This is a genomic window from Rhodococcus sp. NPDC058532, from assembly GCF_042719255.1.
In the GTDB taxonomy this organism is placed as follows: Bacteria; Actinomycetota; Actinomycetes; order Mycobacteriales; family Mycobacteriaceae; genus Rhodococcus_G.
Map to the genome: position 1 here is coordinate 396,902 of NZ_JBHXNU010000001.1, position 13,723 is coordinate 410,624.

Genomic DNA, 13,723 nt, shown 5'->3' on the forward strand with positions numbered 1-13,723 from the left:
GGTGTCAGTCGTTCGCGTGCAGGGCGGCGTTCAACTCAACACCGGTGCCGGTCTTCGCGACCACCTCGACGCCGCCGGTGACGGAGTTGCGTCGGAACAGGATGTTGGACTGCCCGCTGAGATCCTTGGCCTTGACGACGGTGCCGTCCGGACCGGTGACCTTGGTGCCCGCGGTGACGTACAGGCCCGCCTCGACGACGCAGTCGTCGCCGAGGGAGATGCCCAGGCCGGAGTTCGCGCCGAGCAGGCAGCGCTTGCCGACCGAGATGACCTCCTTGCCGCCGCCGGAGAGGGTGCCCATGATCGAGGCGCCGCCGCCGACGTCGGAGCCGTCGTCGACGACGACGCCGCCGGAGATTCGGCCCTCGACCATCGAGTTGCCGAGGGTGCCCGCGTTGAAGTTGACGAAGCCCTCGTGCATGACGGTGGTGCCGGACGCCAGGTGCGCACCGAGCCGGACCCGGTCCGCGTCGCCGATCCGGACGCCGGACGGGACCACGTAGTCGACCATCCGCGGGAACTTGTCGACGCCGTACACGGTGACCGGGCCGCGGACCCGCAGCTTCGCGCGGACCAGTTCGAAGCCGTCGACCGCGCAGGGACCGAAGTTGGTCCACACCACGTTCGCGAGCAGACCGAACACGCCGTCGAGGTTCACCCCGTGCGGCCGCACCAGGCGGTGCGAGATCAGGTGCAGGCGCAGGTAGGCGTCGTGCGCGTCGACGGGCGCGGCCGACAGATCGGCGATCGAGGTGCGCACCGCGACCCGGGTGACGCCGCGGTCGGTGTCCTCGCCGGTCAGCGCGGCCAACTCGGCCGGGATGTCGGCGCCGTCGAGGACGGCGGTGCCGGTCTCGGCGGCCTCGCCGAGCGCGGGCTCCGGGTACCAGGTGTCGAGGACGACCCCACCCGTGGTCACGTTGGCAATACCGACTGCGGTAGCTCCCTGAATGCTCACGGGTGTCCAGGTTACCGCCCTGCGACGCGTGCACCGCCGCCTACCTCGTGCAACGCTGGTAGCGGACCCACCCGAGGGAGGTGCCGTCATGCGACGGACCAGGATCGGACATCTCGCCGCGGCCGCGGCGATCACCTTCAGCACGCTGACCGCGCAGGCGCTCGTCGCGCCCGCCGCGCCGGCTGCATCGGGCTGCCCCGACGCGCGTTCGCCGGTGGTGGTGGGCAGCGTGCCCGGCGCGGTGCTCGAGGGCGCGACCGTCGACGCTGCGGGTCGGCTGTACGTCACCGACCTGGTCAGCGGGCGGGTCCTGCGGCTGGATCGGCCGGGGGCAGCGGCGGTGCCGATCGCGACCGTCCCCAGCGGCGGCGCGGGGGGCCTCGCGTGGGCGCCCGACGGGTCGTTGCTCGTCGGGTACGGCGCCGACGCCCGCGTCCTCACCGGCGATGTCACCCGGTCCGCCGGGATCGTCGCCGTCGACGTGACCTCCGGCGCGGTGCGGCCGTTCGCGTCCGGCCTCAGCGCGGCGAACGGGTTGGCCGTCGCCGGGGACGGCACGGTGTACGCCACCAACGACTTCGGCTCGCTGGTCGGCCGGGTGCTGCCGAACGGTGTCGTGCAGGCGGACTGGGCGGTGCTGCCCAGCGCCAATGGCGCGGCCCTCAGCGCCGACGACCGGTACCTCTACGTGTCGCGGACCTTCGCCGACCCCGGCGTCAGCCGGATTCCCACCGCGAACCCCGGCGCACCGGAGTCGGTGGTCACCTTCACCGGCGGGGACGTGATCGCCGCACCGGACGGGCTGGTGCTCGACCCGCAGGGCAGGCCGGTGGTCCCCACCGACGTGTCCGGGCAGATCCTCCGCGTCGACGGCCCCGGCCGGTACTGCGTCCTCGCATCCGGGCTGCCGATGTCCAGCGTCCTCACCTACGGCAACGGCGACGCAGGCTTCTCCGCGGGGCGGCTGTTCCGGGCCGGGTTCGACGGCGCGATCTACGAGGTGTGACGCGCGGTCATCGGTAGCCCCGCCGGAGCAGGTACTTCGCCCCGGCGTCGAAGTCCCCGGGACGGAGCAGCGCGAAGCCGAAGGCGTCGGCGAGCCGGTTGGTGGTGTCGAAGCCGGCACAGACGGCCAGCGCATCCTCGATCTGCTGGCGTGGCACCCCGGCGTCCAACACCGCCCGCACCTCGGCGACGCCCACCGTCCCGGTCCGAGTGAGGATGCCGAGCATCCGCAGCGTCGCCCGAAGACCCTCGTCGACGGGGGCCGACTCCAGGTCCGTGAGGACCGCGCGCACCCGCCCCGGATCCCCGGAGGCGCGCGCCGCGGTCGCGGTGTGCGCGCCGACGCAGAACGCGGACTCGTTCACCCGCGAGACGTAGGCCGCCATGAGTTCCCGGTCGGCGACGGACCATGCGGATGGCCCCCGCATCGCCTCGTGGGTGAACTCCTTGGCGCGGGTCCCGTAGAAGTCGGGCCGGTACGCGACGATCTTGGCTGCATCCGGCACCGGATGCCGGGAGAGCGTCCGGATCAGGGCGAAGAGCACCCTGGTCCTCGTGTCGTGGCCGGAGTCGAGGATGCGCAGGCGCATCAGTCGGCCCGCCCGTCGGTGGCGGCGTCCAGCGCAGCCAGTCCCGAGTGGTAGAGGCGCGACGACCGACCGACCGCGGCGCACACGACCAGTTCGAAGAGCTGATCCTCGCTGTATCCGGCGGCTTCCGCCGCGGCGACGTCGGCGTCGGTGACCCGCGTCGGACCGTCCACGATCTTGTCGATCAGCGGCTGCACGGCAGGGGGCAGACCGGTGCCTGCGAAGGCGCTGGCCCGGTCCGCCGCTGCGGCCTCACCCTCCCCGGTCAAGATCCGGTCCACCAGGGAACGGTGCAGCTTCCGATGCTTGTTCTCGTCCGGCACGATGCCCTCCGCTTCCGCTCGGAACCAGGCCCTCGTGTAGTGACACCCTAGTCCCGTGAACGGGCGCTGGGCACCCGCGCGGGTGCGCCGGAATAGGGTGGGCTACGTGACTGCGCTGCCGAATCTGGACCTGCACGCCGACCCGATCGACCTGACCGCCGCGCTCGTGGACATTCCGAGCGTCTCGCGCGACGAGGCGCTGATCGCGGACGCCGTCGAGCTGGCGCTGCGCGAGCAGACCATCGGTTTCGAGGTGATCCGCAGCGGCAACGCGGTGCTCGCCCGCACCGGTCTCGGGCTGCCGAGCCGGGTGCTGCTCGCCGGGCACCTCGACACCGTCCCGATCGCCGACAACGTGCCGAGCAGGCGCGAGCGGGACTCGGCCGAGGGGGACGTGCTGCACGGCTGCGGCACCGTCGACATGAAGTCCGGGGACGCGGTCTTCCTGCACCTCGCGGCGACCGTGCAGGACCTCGCCCACGACCTGACGCTGGTCTTCTACGACTGCGAGGAGATCGCGGCCACCTACAACGGCCTCGGTCGGATCGAGCGCGAGCTGCCGGAGTGGCTGCGTGCCGACGTCGCGGTGCTCGGGGAGCCGACCGGTGGGTTCATCGAGGCCGGCTGCCAGGGCACGCTGCGGGTGCGCCTGACCGCCACCGGCACCCGCGCGCATTCGGCGCGGTCGTGGCTGGGGGACAACGCGATCCACAAGTTCGGCCCGCTACTGCAGCGGCTGTCCGAGTACCGGCCCAGGTCGGTGGACATCGACGGCTGCGGGTACCGAGAGGGCCTATCCGCGGTGCGCATCGAGGGCGGGATTGCGGGCAACGTGGTGCCGGACGCCGCCGAGATCGACGTGAACTTCCGCTTCGCGCCCGACCGCACCGTGGAGCAGGCCGTCGAGCACGTGCGGGAGGTGGTCGACGGTCTCGGTCTCGGATTCGAGGTGACCGACAGCTCACCCGGCGCACTGCCTGGCCTGACGGCGCCGCCAGCGGCGGACCTGATCGCCGCGGCGGGGGGACGGGTCCGCGCCAAGTACGGCTGGACCGACGTGTCCCGGTTCGCGGCGCTCGGCATCCCCGCGGTGAACTACGGCCCCGGCGACCCGAACCTCGCGCACAAGCGCGACGAACGGGTGCCGACCGCGCAGATCACCGACGTGACCGCGGTGCTGCGGGGCTACCTCAGCAACTGAGCGACCCATGCCCGGCGCCGCCGTCGCGCTCGACCCCGATCAGCCGCGGCGGCGGGCCCTATAGCCTGAGCCGCATGGCTCCAGACAAGACCCCAGGACGTCCCGCGAAGCGCAGCACCGGCAAGCGCGCCAGCGCCACGGTCAAAAATCGTGGCCCGGTCCAGCTGCGGCGCGACCGCAAGGCGGGTCGTTCCACCGCCGACCAGCGGCTGCTCGACCGGCGGGGGCCCGCCGAGTGGGTGCACACCGACCCGTGGCGGGCGCTGCGCATCCAAAGCGAGTTCGTCGAGGGATTCGACGCGCTTGCCGAGGTGCCGCGCGCGGTCAGCGTGTTCGGGTCCGCCCGCACCGCCGAGGAGCACGCCGACTACGCGCTCGGCCGGGAACTGGGCGCCGCGCTCGCGCACGCCGGCTATGCGGTCATCACCGGCGGTGGGCCCGGTGTCATGGAAGCCGCGAATCGGGGCGCCAGCGAATCCGGCGGCTTCTCCATCGGTCTCGGCATCGAGCTGCCGTTCGAGCAGGGGCTCAACGAGTGGGTGGACCTCGGCATGAACTTCCGCTACTTCTTCGCGCGGAAGACGATGTTCGTCAAGTATTCGCAGGCGTTCGTCTGCCTGCCCGGCGGGTTCGGCACCCTCGACGAGCTGTTTGAGGCGCTCACGCTGGTGCAGACGAACAAGATCACCCGGTTCCCGATCGTGCTCATCGGCTCGCACTTCTGGGGCGGGCTCGTCGACTGGATCCGCACCACCCTCGTCGCGGAGGGAAAGATCTCCGCGGGCGACGTCGACCTCATCCACGTCACCGACAGCGTTGCCGAGGCCGTGGCCATCGTGGTCGCGTCCCAGGACGGGGAGGAGCTGGCCGAGGCACGCGAGGAGGTGGACGAGTGGTGACCGGCCGCCCGATCGCGGTCTGCGTGTACTGCGCGTCCGGTCCCGTCGACCCCTCGTTCCTTGCGCTCGCGTCCCGGCTCGGCGCCGAGATCGGGCGCCGCGGAATGCAGCTGGTGTCCGGCGGCGGCAACGTGTCGATGATGGGTGCGGTCGCCGAGTCGGCCCGCGCCAACGGCGCCAACACCATCGGTGTCATCCCGAAAGCCTTGGTGCACAGGGAGGTTGCCGACGTCGATGCGGACGAGCTGATCGTCACCGACACGATGCGTGAGCGCAAGCAGATCATGGAGGACCGCGCCGACGCCTTCATCACCCTGCCCGGCGGGATCGGCACCCTCGAGGAACTGTTCGAGACGTGGACGGCGGGCTACCTCGGCATGCATGACAAGCCGATGGTGCTGCTCGACCCGGTCGGGCACTACACCGGACTGCTGACCTGGCTTGACGGCCTCCGTGCCGGTGGCTTCGTCCAGCAGCTCGCCCTGGACGCACTGACGGTCACCGCGGACGTCGATCGGGCGCTCGACGCCTGCATGACACCATGAAGTCATGACCCACGTCACCCGAGCGGACACCGCGCCGCGCCGAGATTCGCCGTCGCAGGCGTCGACGCTCTGTGGCAGGCCCGTCGCGACGGACCGCGCCCTGGTGATGGCCATCGTCAACCGCACCCCGGACTCCTTCTACGACCGGGGCGCCACCTTCACCGACGAGGCGGCGATGACCGCCGTCCGGCGGGCGGTGGACGAGGGTGCCGACCTCGTCGATATCGGTGGCGTCAAGGCCGGTCCGGGTGCGGAGGTGGACGCCGCGGAGGAGATCCGCCGCGTCGTGCCGTTCGTCGAGGCCATCCGGGGCCGGTACCCGGACCTGATCATCTCCGTCGACACGTGGCGGGCGGAGGTCGCCCGGCTGGCGTGCGGCGCAGGCGCCGACCTGATCAACGACACCTGGGCGGGTGCCGACCCCGAGCTGGTCGCGGTCGCCGCGGAACTGGGCGCCGGGTATGTGTGCTCGCACACCGGTGGCGCCGTGCCCCGGACCCGGCCGCACCGCGTCCGATACGCCGATGTGGTCACCGATGTCATCGACGAGGTGGTGCCCGCTGCCGAGCGGGCGCTGGCGTTGGGGGTCCCGCGGGACTCGATCCTGATCGATCCGACCCACGATTTCGGGAAGAACACCTTCCACGGGCTCGAGTTGTTACGACGGGTGGACGATCTCGTCAAAACCGGATGGCCGGTGCTGATGGCGCTGAGCAACAAGGATTTCGTCGGGGAGACTCTCGGAGTGGAACTCGCCGAACGCTTGGAGGGCACCTTGGCAGCGACAGCATGGGCGGCGGCGCACGGCGCACGGGTCTTCCGGGTGCACGAGGTCGCGTCCACCCGCCGCGTCGTCGACATGATCGCCGCGATCGCCGGCACCCGGGCGCCGGTGCGCACCGTGCGGGGACTGGCATGAGGACGGCCGCGCCCGCGTCGCGATCCACCCCGGCCGGGGCACCTCGGGCGTGGTTGGAGGCCAACAGCTGGGACCACCCGGACTGGACCGTCGCCGAGTTGGAGGCGGCGAAGGCGGGCCGCACCGTCTCGGTGGTGCTGCCCGCACTGAACGAGGAGAGGACCGTCGCCGCGGTCGTCGACACGATTCATCCGCTGCTCGGGGGGCTGGTCGACGAGTTGATCGTCCTCGACTCCGGGTCCACCGACGAGACCGCGGACCGCGCCGCCGCCGCAGGCGCCACCGTGGTGTCCCGCGAGGACGCGGTGCCGGAGCTGGCCCCGGTCCCCGGCAAGGGCGAGGTCCTGTGGCGGTCGCTCGCCGCCACGACCGGCGACCTCGTCGCGTTCGTCGACTCCGACCTGATCAACCCGGACCCGGCGTTCGTGCCGAAGCTGCTCGGCCCGCTGCTGACGGTCGACGGCATCCACCTGGTCAAGGGCTATTACCGGCGGCCGCTGCGGGTCGGCGGCACCGAGGACGCCACCGGCGGCGGGCGGGTCACCGAATTGGTGGCGCGGCCGCTGCTCGCGGCGCTGCGGCCCGAGCTGACCTCGGTGCTGCAGCCGCTCGGCGGCGAGTATGCGGGCACACGGGAGTTGCTGTCCGCGGTGCCGTTCGCGCCCGGCTATGGCGTCGAGATCGGCCTGCTGCTCGACACCTACGACCGGCTCGGCCTGCGGGCGATCGGCCAGGTCAACCTCGGTGTCCGCAAGCACCGCAACCGGCCGCTGGTTGAGCTTGGCGTGATGAGCAGGCAGATCATCGGGACAATGCTGCGACGCTGCGGGGTGGACGATTCGGAGGCGGGACTGACCCAGTTCCTCGCCGACGGTGACTCGTTCCTGCCGCGCACCACGGAGGTGTCCCTTGTCGACCGGCCGCCGATGAACACGCTGCGCCCCTGACCCTGCAGTCCCTTGACACTGCCGTCCCTTGACCCTGCCGTCCCTTGCCTCTGCTGTCGGGGAGGCGTGACAGGATCGGGGCCATGTTCACGGTCCTGCTCTACCTGATCATCATGGCCCTCGTCGGTGGGGTGCTGTTCCTGGTGGCGTCCGTGGCGTTCGGTCGGGGCGAGCAGATGGCACCGCTGCCGCCCGCGACCACCGTCACCGCGCTGCCCACCCGGGAGGTGACCGGCGCCGACGTCCAGGATCTGCGGTTCCAGCAGGTGCTGCGCGGATACAAGGCCAGCGAGGTGGACTGGGCGCTGGACCGGCTCGGCGCCGAGATCGATTCGCTGCGGGCACAACTGGCAGACGCCCGAACCGGGATGCAGGCGGCGGCCCCGCACACGGCGGCGACGGACAGCGACGGGGAGCCGTCGTGACCGAGGACGGGCGGGTCCGCTGCCCGTGGGCGGTGGATGCCCCCGGGGCAACGCTCTACCGCGACTACCACGACCACGAGTGGGGTGCGCCGCTGCACGGACGAGACGCCCTGTTCGAACGGATCTGCCTCGAGGCCTTTCAGTCCGGGCTGGCCTGGATCACCATCCTGCGCAAGCGGACCGCCTTCCGGGACGCCTTCGCCGGGTTCGACGTCGACGCGGTCGCGGCATTCGGGCCCGCCGAGGTGGAGCGGTTGCTCGGGGACGCCGGGATCGTCCGCAACCGGGCGAAGATCGAGGCCGCGATCGGCAATGCCCGTGCGGTGCTCGCACTGACCGACACCGACCTGGACACGCTGGTGTGGTCGTTCGCGCCGCCGCCACGCCCGGCTCGGGTGCGGTCGGTCGACGAGGTGCCCGCGGTCACCGCGGAATCGACAGCGCTTGCGCGGGAACTGAAACGTCGAGGGTTCCGTTTTGTGGGCCCTACCACGGCATATGCGCTGATGCAGGCGGTCGGGATGGTGGACGACCACCTCGCGGGCTGTTGGGTTCCCCGCCGCTGACCGGGCACCTCCGGACACCCGCCGGAGGGGGCCAAACCCGACGCAGCTTTCCGGCCATTGTTGCGATAGGGAAGAATGGGCCCGTGGACCCGGCAAAAGTCCGGGTCACGACGGCAGAAGATCTGGAGGGAGCAGGAATGGCGGCCATGAAGCCCCGGACCGGGGACGGTCCCCTCGAAGCAACCAAAGAGGGACGGGGCATTGTCATGCGCGTCCCGCTCGAGGGCGGAGGTCGGCTCGTCGTAGAACTGACCCCGGAGGAAGCCGCCGCGCTCGGCGACGAGCTCAAGGGCGTCACCAGCTAATCCTCGTGCAGTACACGGATGCACCCGGGCCCCGCATCGCCACCCGGCGGGCGGGGCCCCGTGCTGGGTGCGACCGGTCCCGGACGGGAACCGAGAGAGGAGCCGAATGGCGCTCGCCGACGTCCTGACCCTGCTGTGCTGCCCGCACTGCGGTGGCGATCTCGACCAGTCCGATCGCACCCTGCTGTGCGACCGGGGGCACAGCTTCGACATCGCCAGACAGGGCTACGTGAGCCTGCTCGCAGGCGCGTCGAAGATCAGCGGCGACAGTGCCGACATGATCGCTGCCCGCGCAGGCTTCCTCGACGGAGGTCATTTCGACCCGCTCCGCGAGGCGGTCGCCACCGCGACGGCCGCCGCCGGGATCTCGGATCCCGCGATCCTCGAGGTTGGGGCGGGAACCGGCCACTACCTCGCAACGGTGCTCGACGCGTTGCCCGGCGCCCCCGGCATCGGTGTCGACGTGTCCAAGGCCGCGGCCCGCAGGCTGGCCCGCTGCCACCCGCGTGCGTCCGCGGTCGTCGCCGACGTGTGGACGCAGCTGCCGGTGCGCGATCACGCGGTCAGCCACGCGCTGTCGATCTTCGCGCCCCGCAACGCCGCCGAACTGCACCGGGTGCTGCGCGCGGACGGCGAACTCGTGGTGTTGACACCGACGGAGCGGCACCTGCAGGAACTGGTGGCGTTGCTGTCGCTGGTGCGGGTCGACGAGAACAAGACCGAACGGCTCGGTGCCGCGATGGCCGGGCACTTCGACCGGCTGTCGCTGACCTCGGTGGAGTACCCGATGCGGTTGACCCACGCGGAGGCGTTGCTGCTGGTCGGGATGGGTCCCTCCGCGCGGCATCCCGGTGCGCTCTCGCGCGCCGACGCGATCGCGGCACTGCCCGAACCGGTGACGGTGACGGCATCGGTGACGGTCGGCCGCTACCGGCCGCGATAGACGGGGCCAGCTACCGGCGGCGATAGACGAGCCAGCTACCGGCCGTGGTGGCCCGCGATGGCGGCCGCGTAGACGTCCAGGGTCTGCCTGGCAATCTCGGCCCAGGCGAACTCCGCGACCGCGCGCCGCCGCCCCGCGGACCCCATCGCTGCCGCGGCCGCGCGGTCGGCGCACACCTCATTCACCGCGGCGGCCAGCGCCGACTCGAATGCCTCGGGTTCGTAGCCGTTGTAGTGCACCAGCCGACCCGTCACCCCGTCCTGCACCACCTCCGGGATGCCGCCGACGTCGGACGCGACCACCGCGGTCCCGGCGGCCATCGCCTCGAGGTTGACGATCCCCAACGGCTCGTAGACCGACGGACACACGAAAACTGTTGCCGCGGACAGGATGTTCCGCAGGTCCGCGGTGGGAAGCATTTCCCGCACCCAGTGCACGTCGCGGCGCACGGCGGACAGGTCGGCAACGGACCGGCCCGTGTCCGCCCCGATTTCGGGGGTGTCCGGTGCGCCTGCGCAGAGCAGGAGCTGGATGTCGGGGTCGATGCGGTGGGCGGCGGCGACGAGGTGACCGAGCCCCTTCTGTCGGGTGATCCGACCGACGAACACGGCGAGCGGACGCGTCGGGTCGATACCGAGGTCGCGCAGCACCGGGGACGACCACGGATCGTCCTCCGGATACCAGACGTCGGCGTCGATCCCGTTGCGCACCACGTGCACTCGGTCAGGGTCGACAAACGGGTACGCGTCGAGCAGATCCGAGCGCATGCCCGCGCTGACCGCGATGATCGCGTCCGCGTGCTGCACGGCAGTGTGTTCGGACCACGAGGAGACGCGGTAGCCGCCGCCGAGTTGCTCTGCCTTCCATGGTCGCCGCGGCTCCAGGGAATGCGCGGTGAGCACGTGCGGCACCGCGTGCAGGGCGCCCGCGAGATGCCCGGCGAGCCCGGTGTACCAGGTGTGCGAGTGGACGACGTCGGCCGCGGCCGCGTCGGCCGCCATCCGCAGCTCCGCGGACAGCACCGCGAGTGCCGGATTCGCCGATGCCAGCGCGGGATCGGGCTGGTGTACCCGCGCGCCGTCGCGGGCTGCTCCCATGCAGTGGACGTCCACCGCGCACAGCCGGGTCAGCTGCGCGACGAGTTCGGTGACGTGGACACCCGCCCCACCGTAGATCTCCGGGGGGTACTCCCTGGTCATCATCGCCACGCGCACCGGCTCAACGTAACCGGCGGGCCGGGTTCGGGCCACCTGACCGCCCGGTCGCGGCGCGTGTCCCGCCGCCCGGGTGGGCCACCGCTGGCGACCACCCGGTGCGGCCGATAGGTTGGCAGGGTGAGGAGCCAGCCGCATGTGCTTGGAATCGTGCTCGCCGGCGGCGAGGGGAAGCGTCTGTACCCGCTGACCGCGGACCGGGCCAAGCCTGCCGTCCCGTTCGGCGGCGCCTACCGGCTCATCGATTTCGTGCTCAGCAACCTGGTCAATGCCGGCTACCTCCGGATCTGCGTGCTCACCCAGTACAAGTCGCATTCGCTGGACCGGCACATCTCGCAGACGTGGCGGTTGTCCGGCTTCGCAGGCGAGTACATCACCCCGGTGCCTGCGCAGCAGCGGCTCGGTCCGCGCTGGTACACCGGCAGCGCCGACGCGATCCTGCAGTCCCTCAACCTCGTCTACGACGAGGATCCGGAGTACATCGTCGTGTTCGGTGCCGACCACGTCTACCGGATGGATCCGGAGCAGATGGTCCGGCACCACATCGAGTCCGGTGCCGGGGTCACGGTCGCCGGGATTCGGGTGCCGCGCAGCGAGGCGTTCGCGTTCGGCTGCATCGACTCCGACGAGGCGGGGAAGATCACCCAGTTTCTGGAGAAGCCCGCACACCCGCCCGGTACCCCGGACGATCCGAACGTGACGTTCGCGTCGATGGGCAACTACGTGTTCACGACGAAGGTCCTCGTCGACGCGATCCGCGCCGACTCGGAGGATTCGAACTCCGACCACGACATGGGCGGCGACATCATCCCGAAGCTCGTCAGGGAGGGCGCCGCGCACGTCTACGACTTCAAGGACAACGTGGTGCCCGGCGCCACCGACCGGGACCGCGGCTACTGGCGTGACGTCGGCACCATCGACGCCTTCTACGACGCGCACATGGACCTGGTGTCGGTACACCCGGTGTTCAACCTGTACAACCGGCGCTGGCCGATCCGGGGCGCCGCCGAGAATCTGGCGCCGGCGAAGTTCGTGCAGGGCGGGTTGGCGCAGGAGTCGATCGTCGGGTCGGGATGCATCCTGTCGGCGGCGACGGTCCGCAATTCGGTGCTCAGTTCCAACGTGATGGTCGACGACGGCGCAACGGTCGAGGGCAGCGTCCTGATGCCGGGTGTTCGGATCGGCAAGGGCGCGGTGGTGCGCCGGGCCATCCTCGACAAGAACGTGGTCGTCGGGGAGGGCGAGATCATCGGGGTCGACGTGGACCGGGATCGGCAACGGTTCGCGGTCAGCGGTGGCGGCGTCGTCACCGTCGGCAAGGGTGTCTGGATCTGATACCGATCCCGCTTCGGGCATCTCGGATCAGTAACGTCCGTTCCCCGCCGCCGGCGGCCTTGGTTTAATGGGTGAAACCTTCGTTCGGGTGGAAAACACAGAGGCGTAAAGGGTTTCAGGGGCGTCACGGACTTCGGGGAGACGCGGTTTCGCCGGGCTCGCGGCTGCCGAGGGTAACGGTGTTTATGGCGTGCAGGCTGCAGAGTTCGGGGTACCCGATGATCGAAGCAGTGCCGGAGCTGTCGGTGCCGAAGGGGCCTGTGCCGCAGGGGTCGCCGCCCCGCCCCGAGCCGTCCGGGCCGGCGGCCGAGCCCGCCGCCTGCCGTGCCGTCGACCTCCACTCGCTCCTCGCGGCCGTGCTGTTGACGCGTGCGCAGGCCGCGACGCTCGTCACCGACGCGGCCGACCAACTCGAACTGGGGCGCGGGCGTTTCGCCCGCGGGGCGTCGGCAACCGTGTCGGGGGAGGGGCACCTGATCCTCGCTGGCGTCGCGGGGGAGGACGGGCCCGCCCGCGGCGAGCGGGCCGCCGTCGATGCGGTGGTGCCGCTGCTGCGGGCCGTCGCCCGCGCCTGTCACGATCGGGCGTACGCGGCGCGGCTCGACGAATCGATGTCCGAAGCAACGGATTCGGCCGAGTTGGGCCGACGGGTGCGGGCGGCCGTCGCCCCCGACCTCGCCCCCACCGCCGGGGACCGGGTGCGTCGACAGCTCGGGCTGCTGGTCGCCGCGACCCGCGCCCCCGACCCCCACCACGACGGCGACGGCGGGCCGTCACATGATGCAGGCGGGCCGTCACATGATGCAGGCGGGCCGTCACATGATGCAGGCGGGCCGTCACATGATGCAGGCGGGCCGTCACATGATTCAGGCGGGCCGTCGCGTGGTTCTGTCGGGCCGTCGCTCGCGCCCGACGGGTGGCTGGCCCCGGTCGCGAATCCGTGGCATCGCCGGACGCGGCGACCCTCGAAGCGGCAGGGCGCGCTCGCGGTGCTCGCGGTCCTGCTGCTCGCCAGCGCGGCCTGGAAGGCGCCAGCGGCGTTGACGCAGCTGCGGCTGGGGTGGGACACCCTGCTCGCGTCCGAGGAGCAGCCGGAGCAGGACCGGATTCGGCCCGTCTCGCCGCCTGCCGCACCCGACCCGGCGCCCGGCGCGGTGCCCGCGCCGCCGGTGGACACCGGACTGCCGGGGAGCGCGGGACCGGTCACGGAGGTGACCGCCACCCTGGCCAACGGGAATTGCGTTGCCGGCCAAGCGTGTGTCCTTCGGGTCGACGTCCACGTCGACGCACGGGCGAACGTCGACGCGGTGACCTGGAAGCTGGTCGCCTACGACCGCTGCACGGGTGCGGCCGCGCCGGGCCCGGAGATCACGATGCCTGTCCCGGCGGGGGCGCAGGAGGTCTACGGCATCGGCAGCGGGGGGGGGGGTGGGGGGAGGAGGAAGGGGGGGGGGGGGGGGAGCGGGGGGGGCGAGGCAGATGGAGCGGACACGGGAGGAAGGGTAAAAGAAAAAAGAGCGCGGCACGGTGGAGAGAACGGATGAGGGG

16 protein-coding genes are annotated in these 13,723 nt (G+C 71.5%); 12 read left to right on the forward strand and 4 right to left on the reverse strand.

What is annotated here, in order from left to right; genetic code table 11:
- Nucleotides 1-4 precede the first annotated feature (4 nt).
- Nucleotides 5-958: a 2,3,4,5-tetrahydropyridine-2,6-dicarboxylate N-succinyltransferase gene (dapD, locus tag ACFWQG_RS01750; protein WP_378505835.1), complete on the reverse strand. Its 954-nt coding sequence runs from the start codon at nucleotides 956-958 to the stop codon at nucleotides 5-7.
- An 88-nt stretch (nucleotides 959-1,046) separates the two neighbouring features.
- Between dapD and ACFWQG_RS01755 the strand changes: the two genes are divergently transcribed.
- The gene (locus ACFWQG_RS01755; protein ID WP_378505836.1) at nucleotides 1,047-1,964 is read left to right on the forward strand and encodes an SMP-30/gluconolactonase/LRE family protein; all 918 of its coding nucleotides are present in this window, start codon (nucleotides 1,047-1,049) and stop codon (nucleotides 1,962-1,964) included.
- A 7-nt stretch (nucleotides 1,965-1,971) separates the two neighbouring features.
- Here the strand turns inward: ACFWQG_RS01755 and ACFWQG_RS01760 are convergent, their stop codons facing one another.
- Complete coding sequence (locus ACFWQG_RS01760; protein ID WP_378505837.1) at nucleotides 1,972-2,553, reverse strand: carboxymuconolactone decarboxylase family protein; 582 nt, start codon at nucleotides 2,551-2,553, stop codon at nucleotides 1,972-1,974.
- A complete protein-coding gene (locus tag ACFWQG_RS01765) occupies nucleotides 2,553-2,876 on the reverse strand; it encodes a hypothetical protein (protein ID WP_378505838.1) in 324 nt (107 codons plus the stop codon). The genes ACFWQG_RS01760 and ACFWQG_RS01765 overlap by 1 nt, the downstream gene beginning before the upstream one ends.
- Before the next feature lie 115 nt (nucleotides 2,877-2,991).
- Between ACFWQG_RS01765 and dapE the strand changes: the two genes are divergently transcribed.
- From dapE to ACFWQG_RS01810, 9 genes are all read left to right on the forward strand, one after another.
- The gene (gene dapE, locus ACFWQG_RS01770) at nucleotides 2,992-4,077 is read left to right on the forward strand and encodes a succinyl-diaminopimelate desuccinylase (protein ID WP_378506046.1); all 1,086 of its coding nucleotides are present in this window, start codon (nucleotides 2,992-2,994) and stop codon (nucleotides 4,075-4,077) included.
- Nucleotides 4,078-4,151: 74 nt separating this feature from the next.
- Nucleotides 4,152-4,976 (forward strand): TIGR00730 family Rossman fold protein, encoded by an 825-nt coding sequence (locus tag ACFWQG_RS01775; RefSeq protein ID WP_378505839.1) that lies wholly within the window; start codon nucleotides 4,152-4,154, stop codon nucleotides 4,974-4,976.
- Complete coding sequence (locus tag ACFWQG_RS01780) at nucleotides 4,970-5,521, forward strand: TIGR00730 family Rossman fold protein (protein ID WP_378505840.1); 552 nt, start codon at nucleotides 4,970-4,972, stop codon at nucleotides 5,519-5,521. The genes ACFWQG_RS01775 and ACFWQG_RS01780 overlap by 7 nt, the downstream gene beginning before the upstream one ends.
- Before the next feature lie 4 nt (nucleotides 5,522-5,525).
- Entirely contained in the window at nucleotides 5,526-6,440 is a 915-nt protein-coding gene (folP, locus tag ACFWQG_RS01785) for a dihydropteroate synthase (RefSeq protein WP_378505841.1), read from the forward strand.
- Nucleotides 6,437-7,387, forward strand: a complete 951-nt coding sequence (locus tag ACFWQG_RS01790) for a glucosyl-3-phosphoglycerate synthase (RefSeq protein WP_378505842.1) — start codon at nucleotides 6,437-6,439, stop codon at nucleotides 7,385-7,387. Before folP ends, ACFWQG_RS01790 begins: the two co-directional genes overlap by 4 nt.
- Nucleotides 7,388-7,470: 83 nt before the next feature.
- Nucleotides 7,471-7,812 (forward strand): DivIVA domain-containing protein, encoded by a 342-nt coding sequence (locus ACFWQG_RS01795; RefSeq protein WP_378505843.1) that lies wholly within the window; start codon nucleotides 7,471-7,473, stop codon nucleotides 7,810-7,812.
- The gene (locus ACFWQG_RS01800; RefSeq protein WP_378505844.1) at nucleotides 7,809-8,378 is read left to right on the forward strand and encodes a DNA-3-methyladenine glycosylase I; all 570 of its coding nucleotides are present in this window, start codon (nucleotides 7,809-7,811) and stop codon (nucleotides 8,376-8,378) included. Before ACFWQG_RS01795 ends, ACFWQG_RS01800 begins: the two co-directional genes overlap by 4 nt.
- A gap of 137 nt (nucleotides 8,379-8,515) precedes the next feature.
- A complete protein-coding gene (locus ACFWQG_RS01805) occupies nucleotides 8,516-8,683 on the forward strand; it encodes a DUF3117 domain-containing protein (RefSeq protein WP_003931055.1) in 168 nt (55 codons plus the stop codon).
- Between the two features lie 106 nt (nucleotides 8,684-8,789).
- Complete coding sequence (locus tag ACFWQG_RS01810; RefSeq protein WP_378505845.1) at nucleotides 8,790-9,626, forward strand: putative RNA methyltransferase; 837 nt, start codon at nucleotides 8,790-8,792, stop codon at nucleotides 9,624-9,626.
- A 35-nt stretch (nucleotides 9,627-9,661) separates the two neighbouring features.
- Here ACFWQG_RS01810 and glgA read toward each other — a convergent pair whose 3' ends face one another.
- On the reverse strand, nucleotides 9,662-10,840 hold the full coding sequence (glgA, locus tag ACFWQG_RS01815; RefSeq protein ID WP_378505846.1) for a glycogen synthase: 1,179 nt from the start codon (nucleotides 10,838-10,840) through the stop codon (nucleotides 9,662-9,664).
- Nucleotides 10,841-10,960: 120 nt separating this feature from the next.
- Here glgA and glgC point away from each other — a divergent pair, with 120 nt between their 5' ends.
- The gene (glgC, locus tag ACFWQG_RS01820; protein ID WP_378505847.1) at nucleotides 10,961-12,175 is read left to right on the forward strand and encodes a glucose-1-phosphate adenylyltransferase; all 1,215 of its coding nucleotides are present in this window, start codon (nucleotides 10,961-10,963) and stop codon (nucleotides 12,173-12,175) included.
- Nucleotides 12,176-12,393: 218 nt separating this feature from the next.
- Nucleotides 12,394-13,719, forward strand: a complete 1,326-nt coding sequence (locus ACFWQG_RS01825; RefSeq protein ID WP_378505848.1) for a hypothetical protein — start codon at nucleotides 12,394-12,396, stop codon at nucleotides 13,717-13,719.
- Nucleotides 13,720-13,723 lie beyond the last annotated feature (4 nt).

Excerpts from the sequence above, each read along its gene's own strand:
- ACFWQG_RS01760 (WP_378505837.1), bottom strand. The coding sequence starts at position 2,553 with ATGCGCCTGCGCATCCTCGACTCCGGCCACGACACGAGGACCAGGGTG.
- folP (WP_378505841.1), top strand. The coding sequence starts at position 5,526 with ATGACCCACGTCACCCGAGCGGACACCGCGCCGCGCCGAGATTCGCCG.
- ACFWQG_RS01790 (WP_378505842.1), top strand. The coding sequence starts at position 6,437 with ATGAGGACGGCCGCGCCCGCGTCGCGATCCACCCCGGCCGGGGCACCT.
- ACFWQG_RS01775 (WP_378505839.1), top strand. The coding sequence starts at position 4,152 with ATGGCTCCAGACAAGACCCCAGGACGTCCCGCGAAGCGCAGCACCGGC.
- ACFWQG_RS01825 (WP_378505848.1), top strand. The coding sequence starts at position 12,394 with ATGATCGAAGCAGTGCCGGAGCTGTCGGTGCCGAAGGGGCCTGTGCCG.
- ACFWQG_RS01755 (WP_378505836.1), top strand. The coding sequence starts at position 1,047 with ATGCGACGGACCAGGATCGGACATCTCGCCGCGGCCGCGGCGATCACC.
- ACFWQG_RS01805 (WP_003931055.1), top strand. The coding sequence starts at position 8,516 with ATGGCGGCCATGAAGCCCCGGACCGGGGACGGTCCCCTCGAAGCAACC.
- ACFWQG_RS01810 (WP_378505845.1), top strand. The coding sequence starts at position 8,790 with ATGGCGCTCGCCGACGTCCTGACCCTGCTGTGCTGCCCGCACTGCGGT.
- ACFWQG_RS01795 (WP_378505843.1), top strand. The coding sequence starts at position 7,471 with ATGTTCACGGTCCTGCTCTACCTGATCATCATGGCCCTCGTCGGTGGG.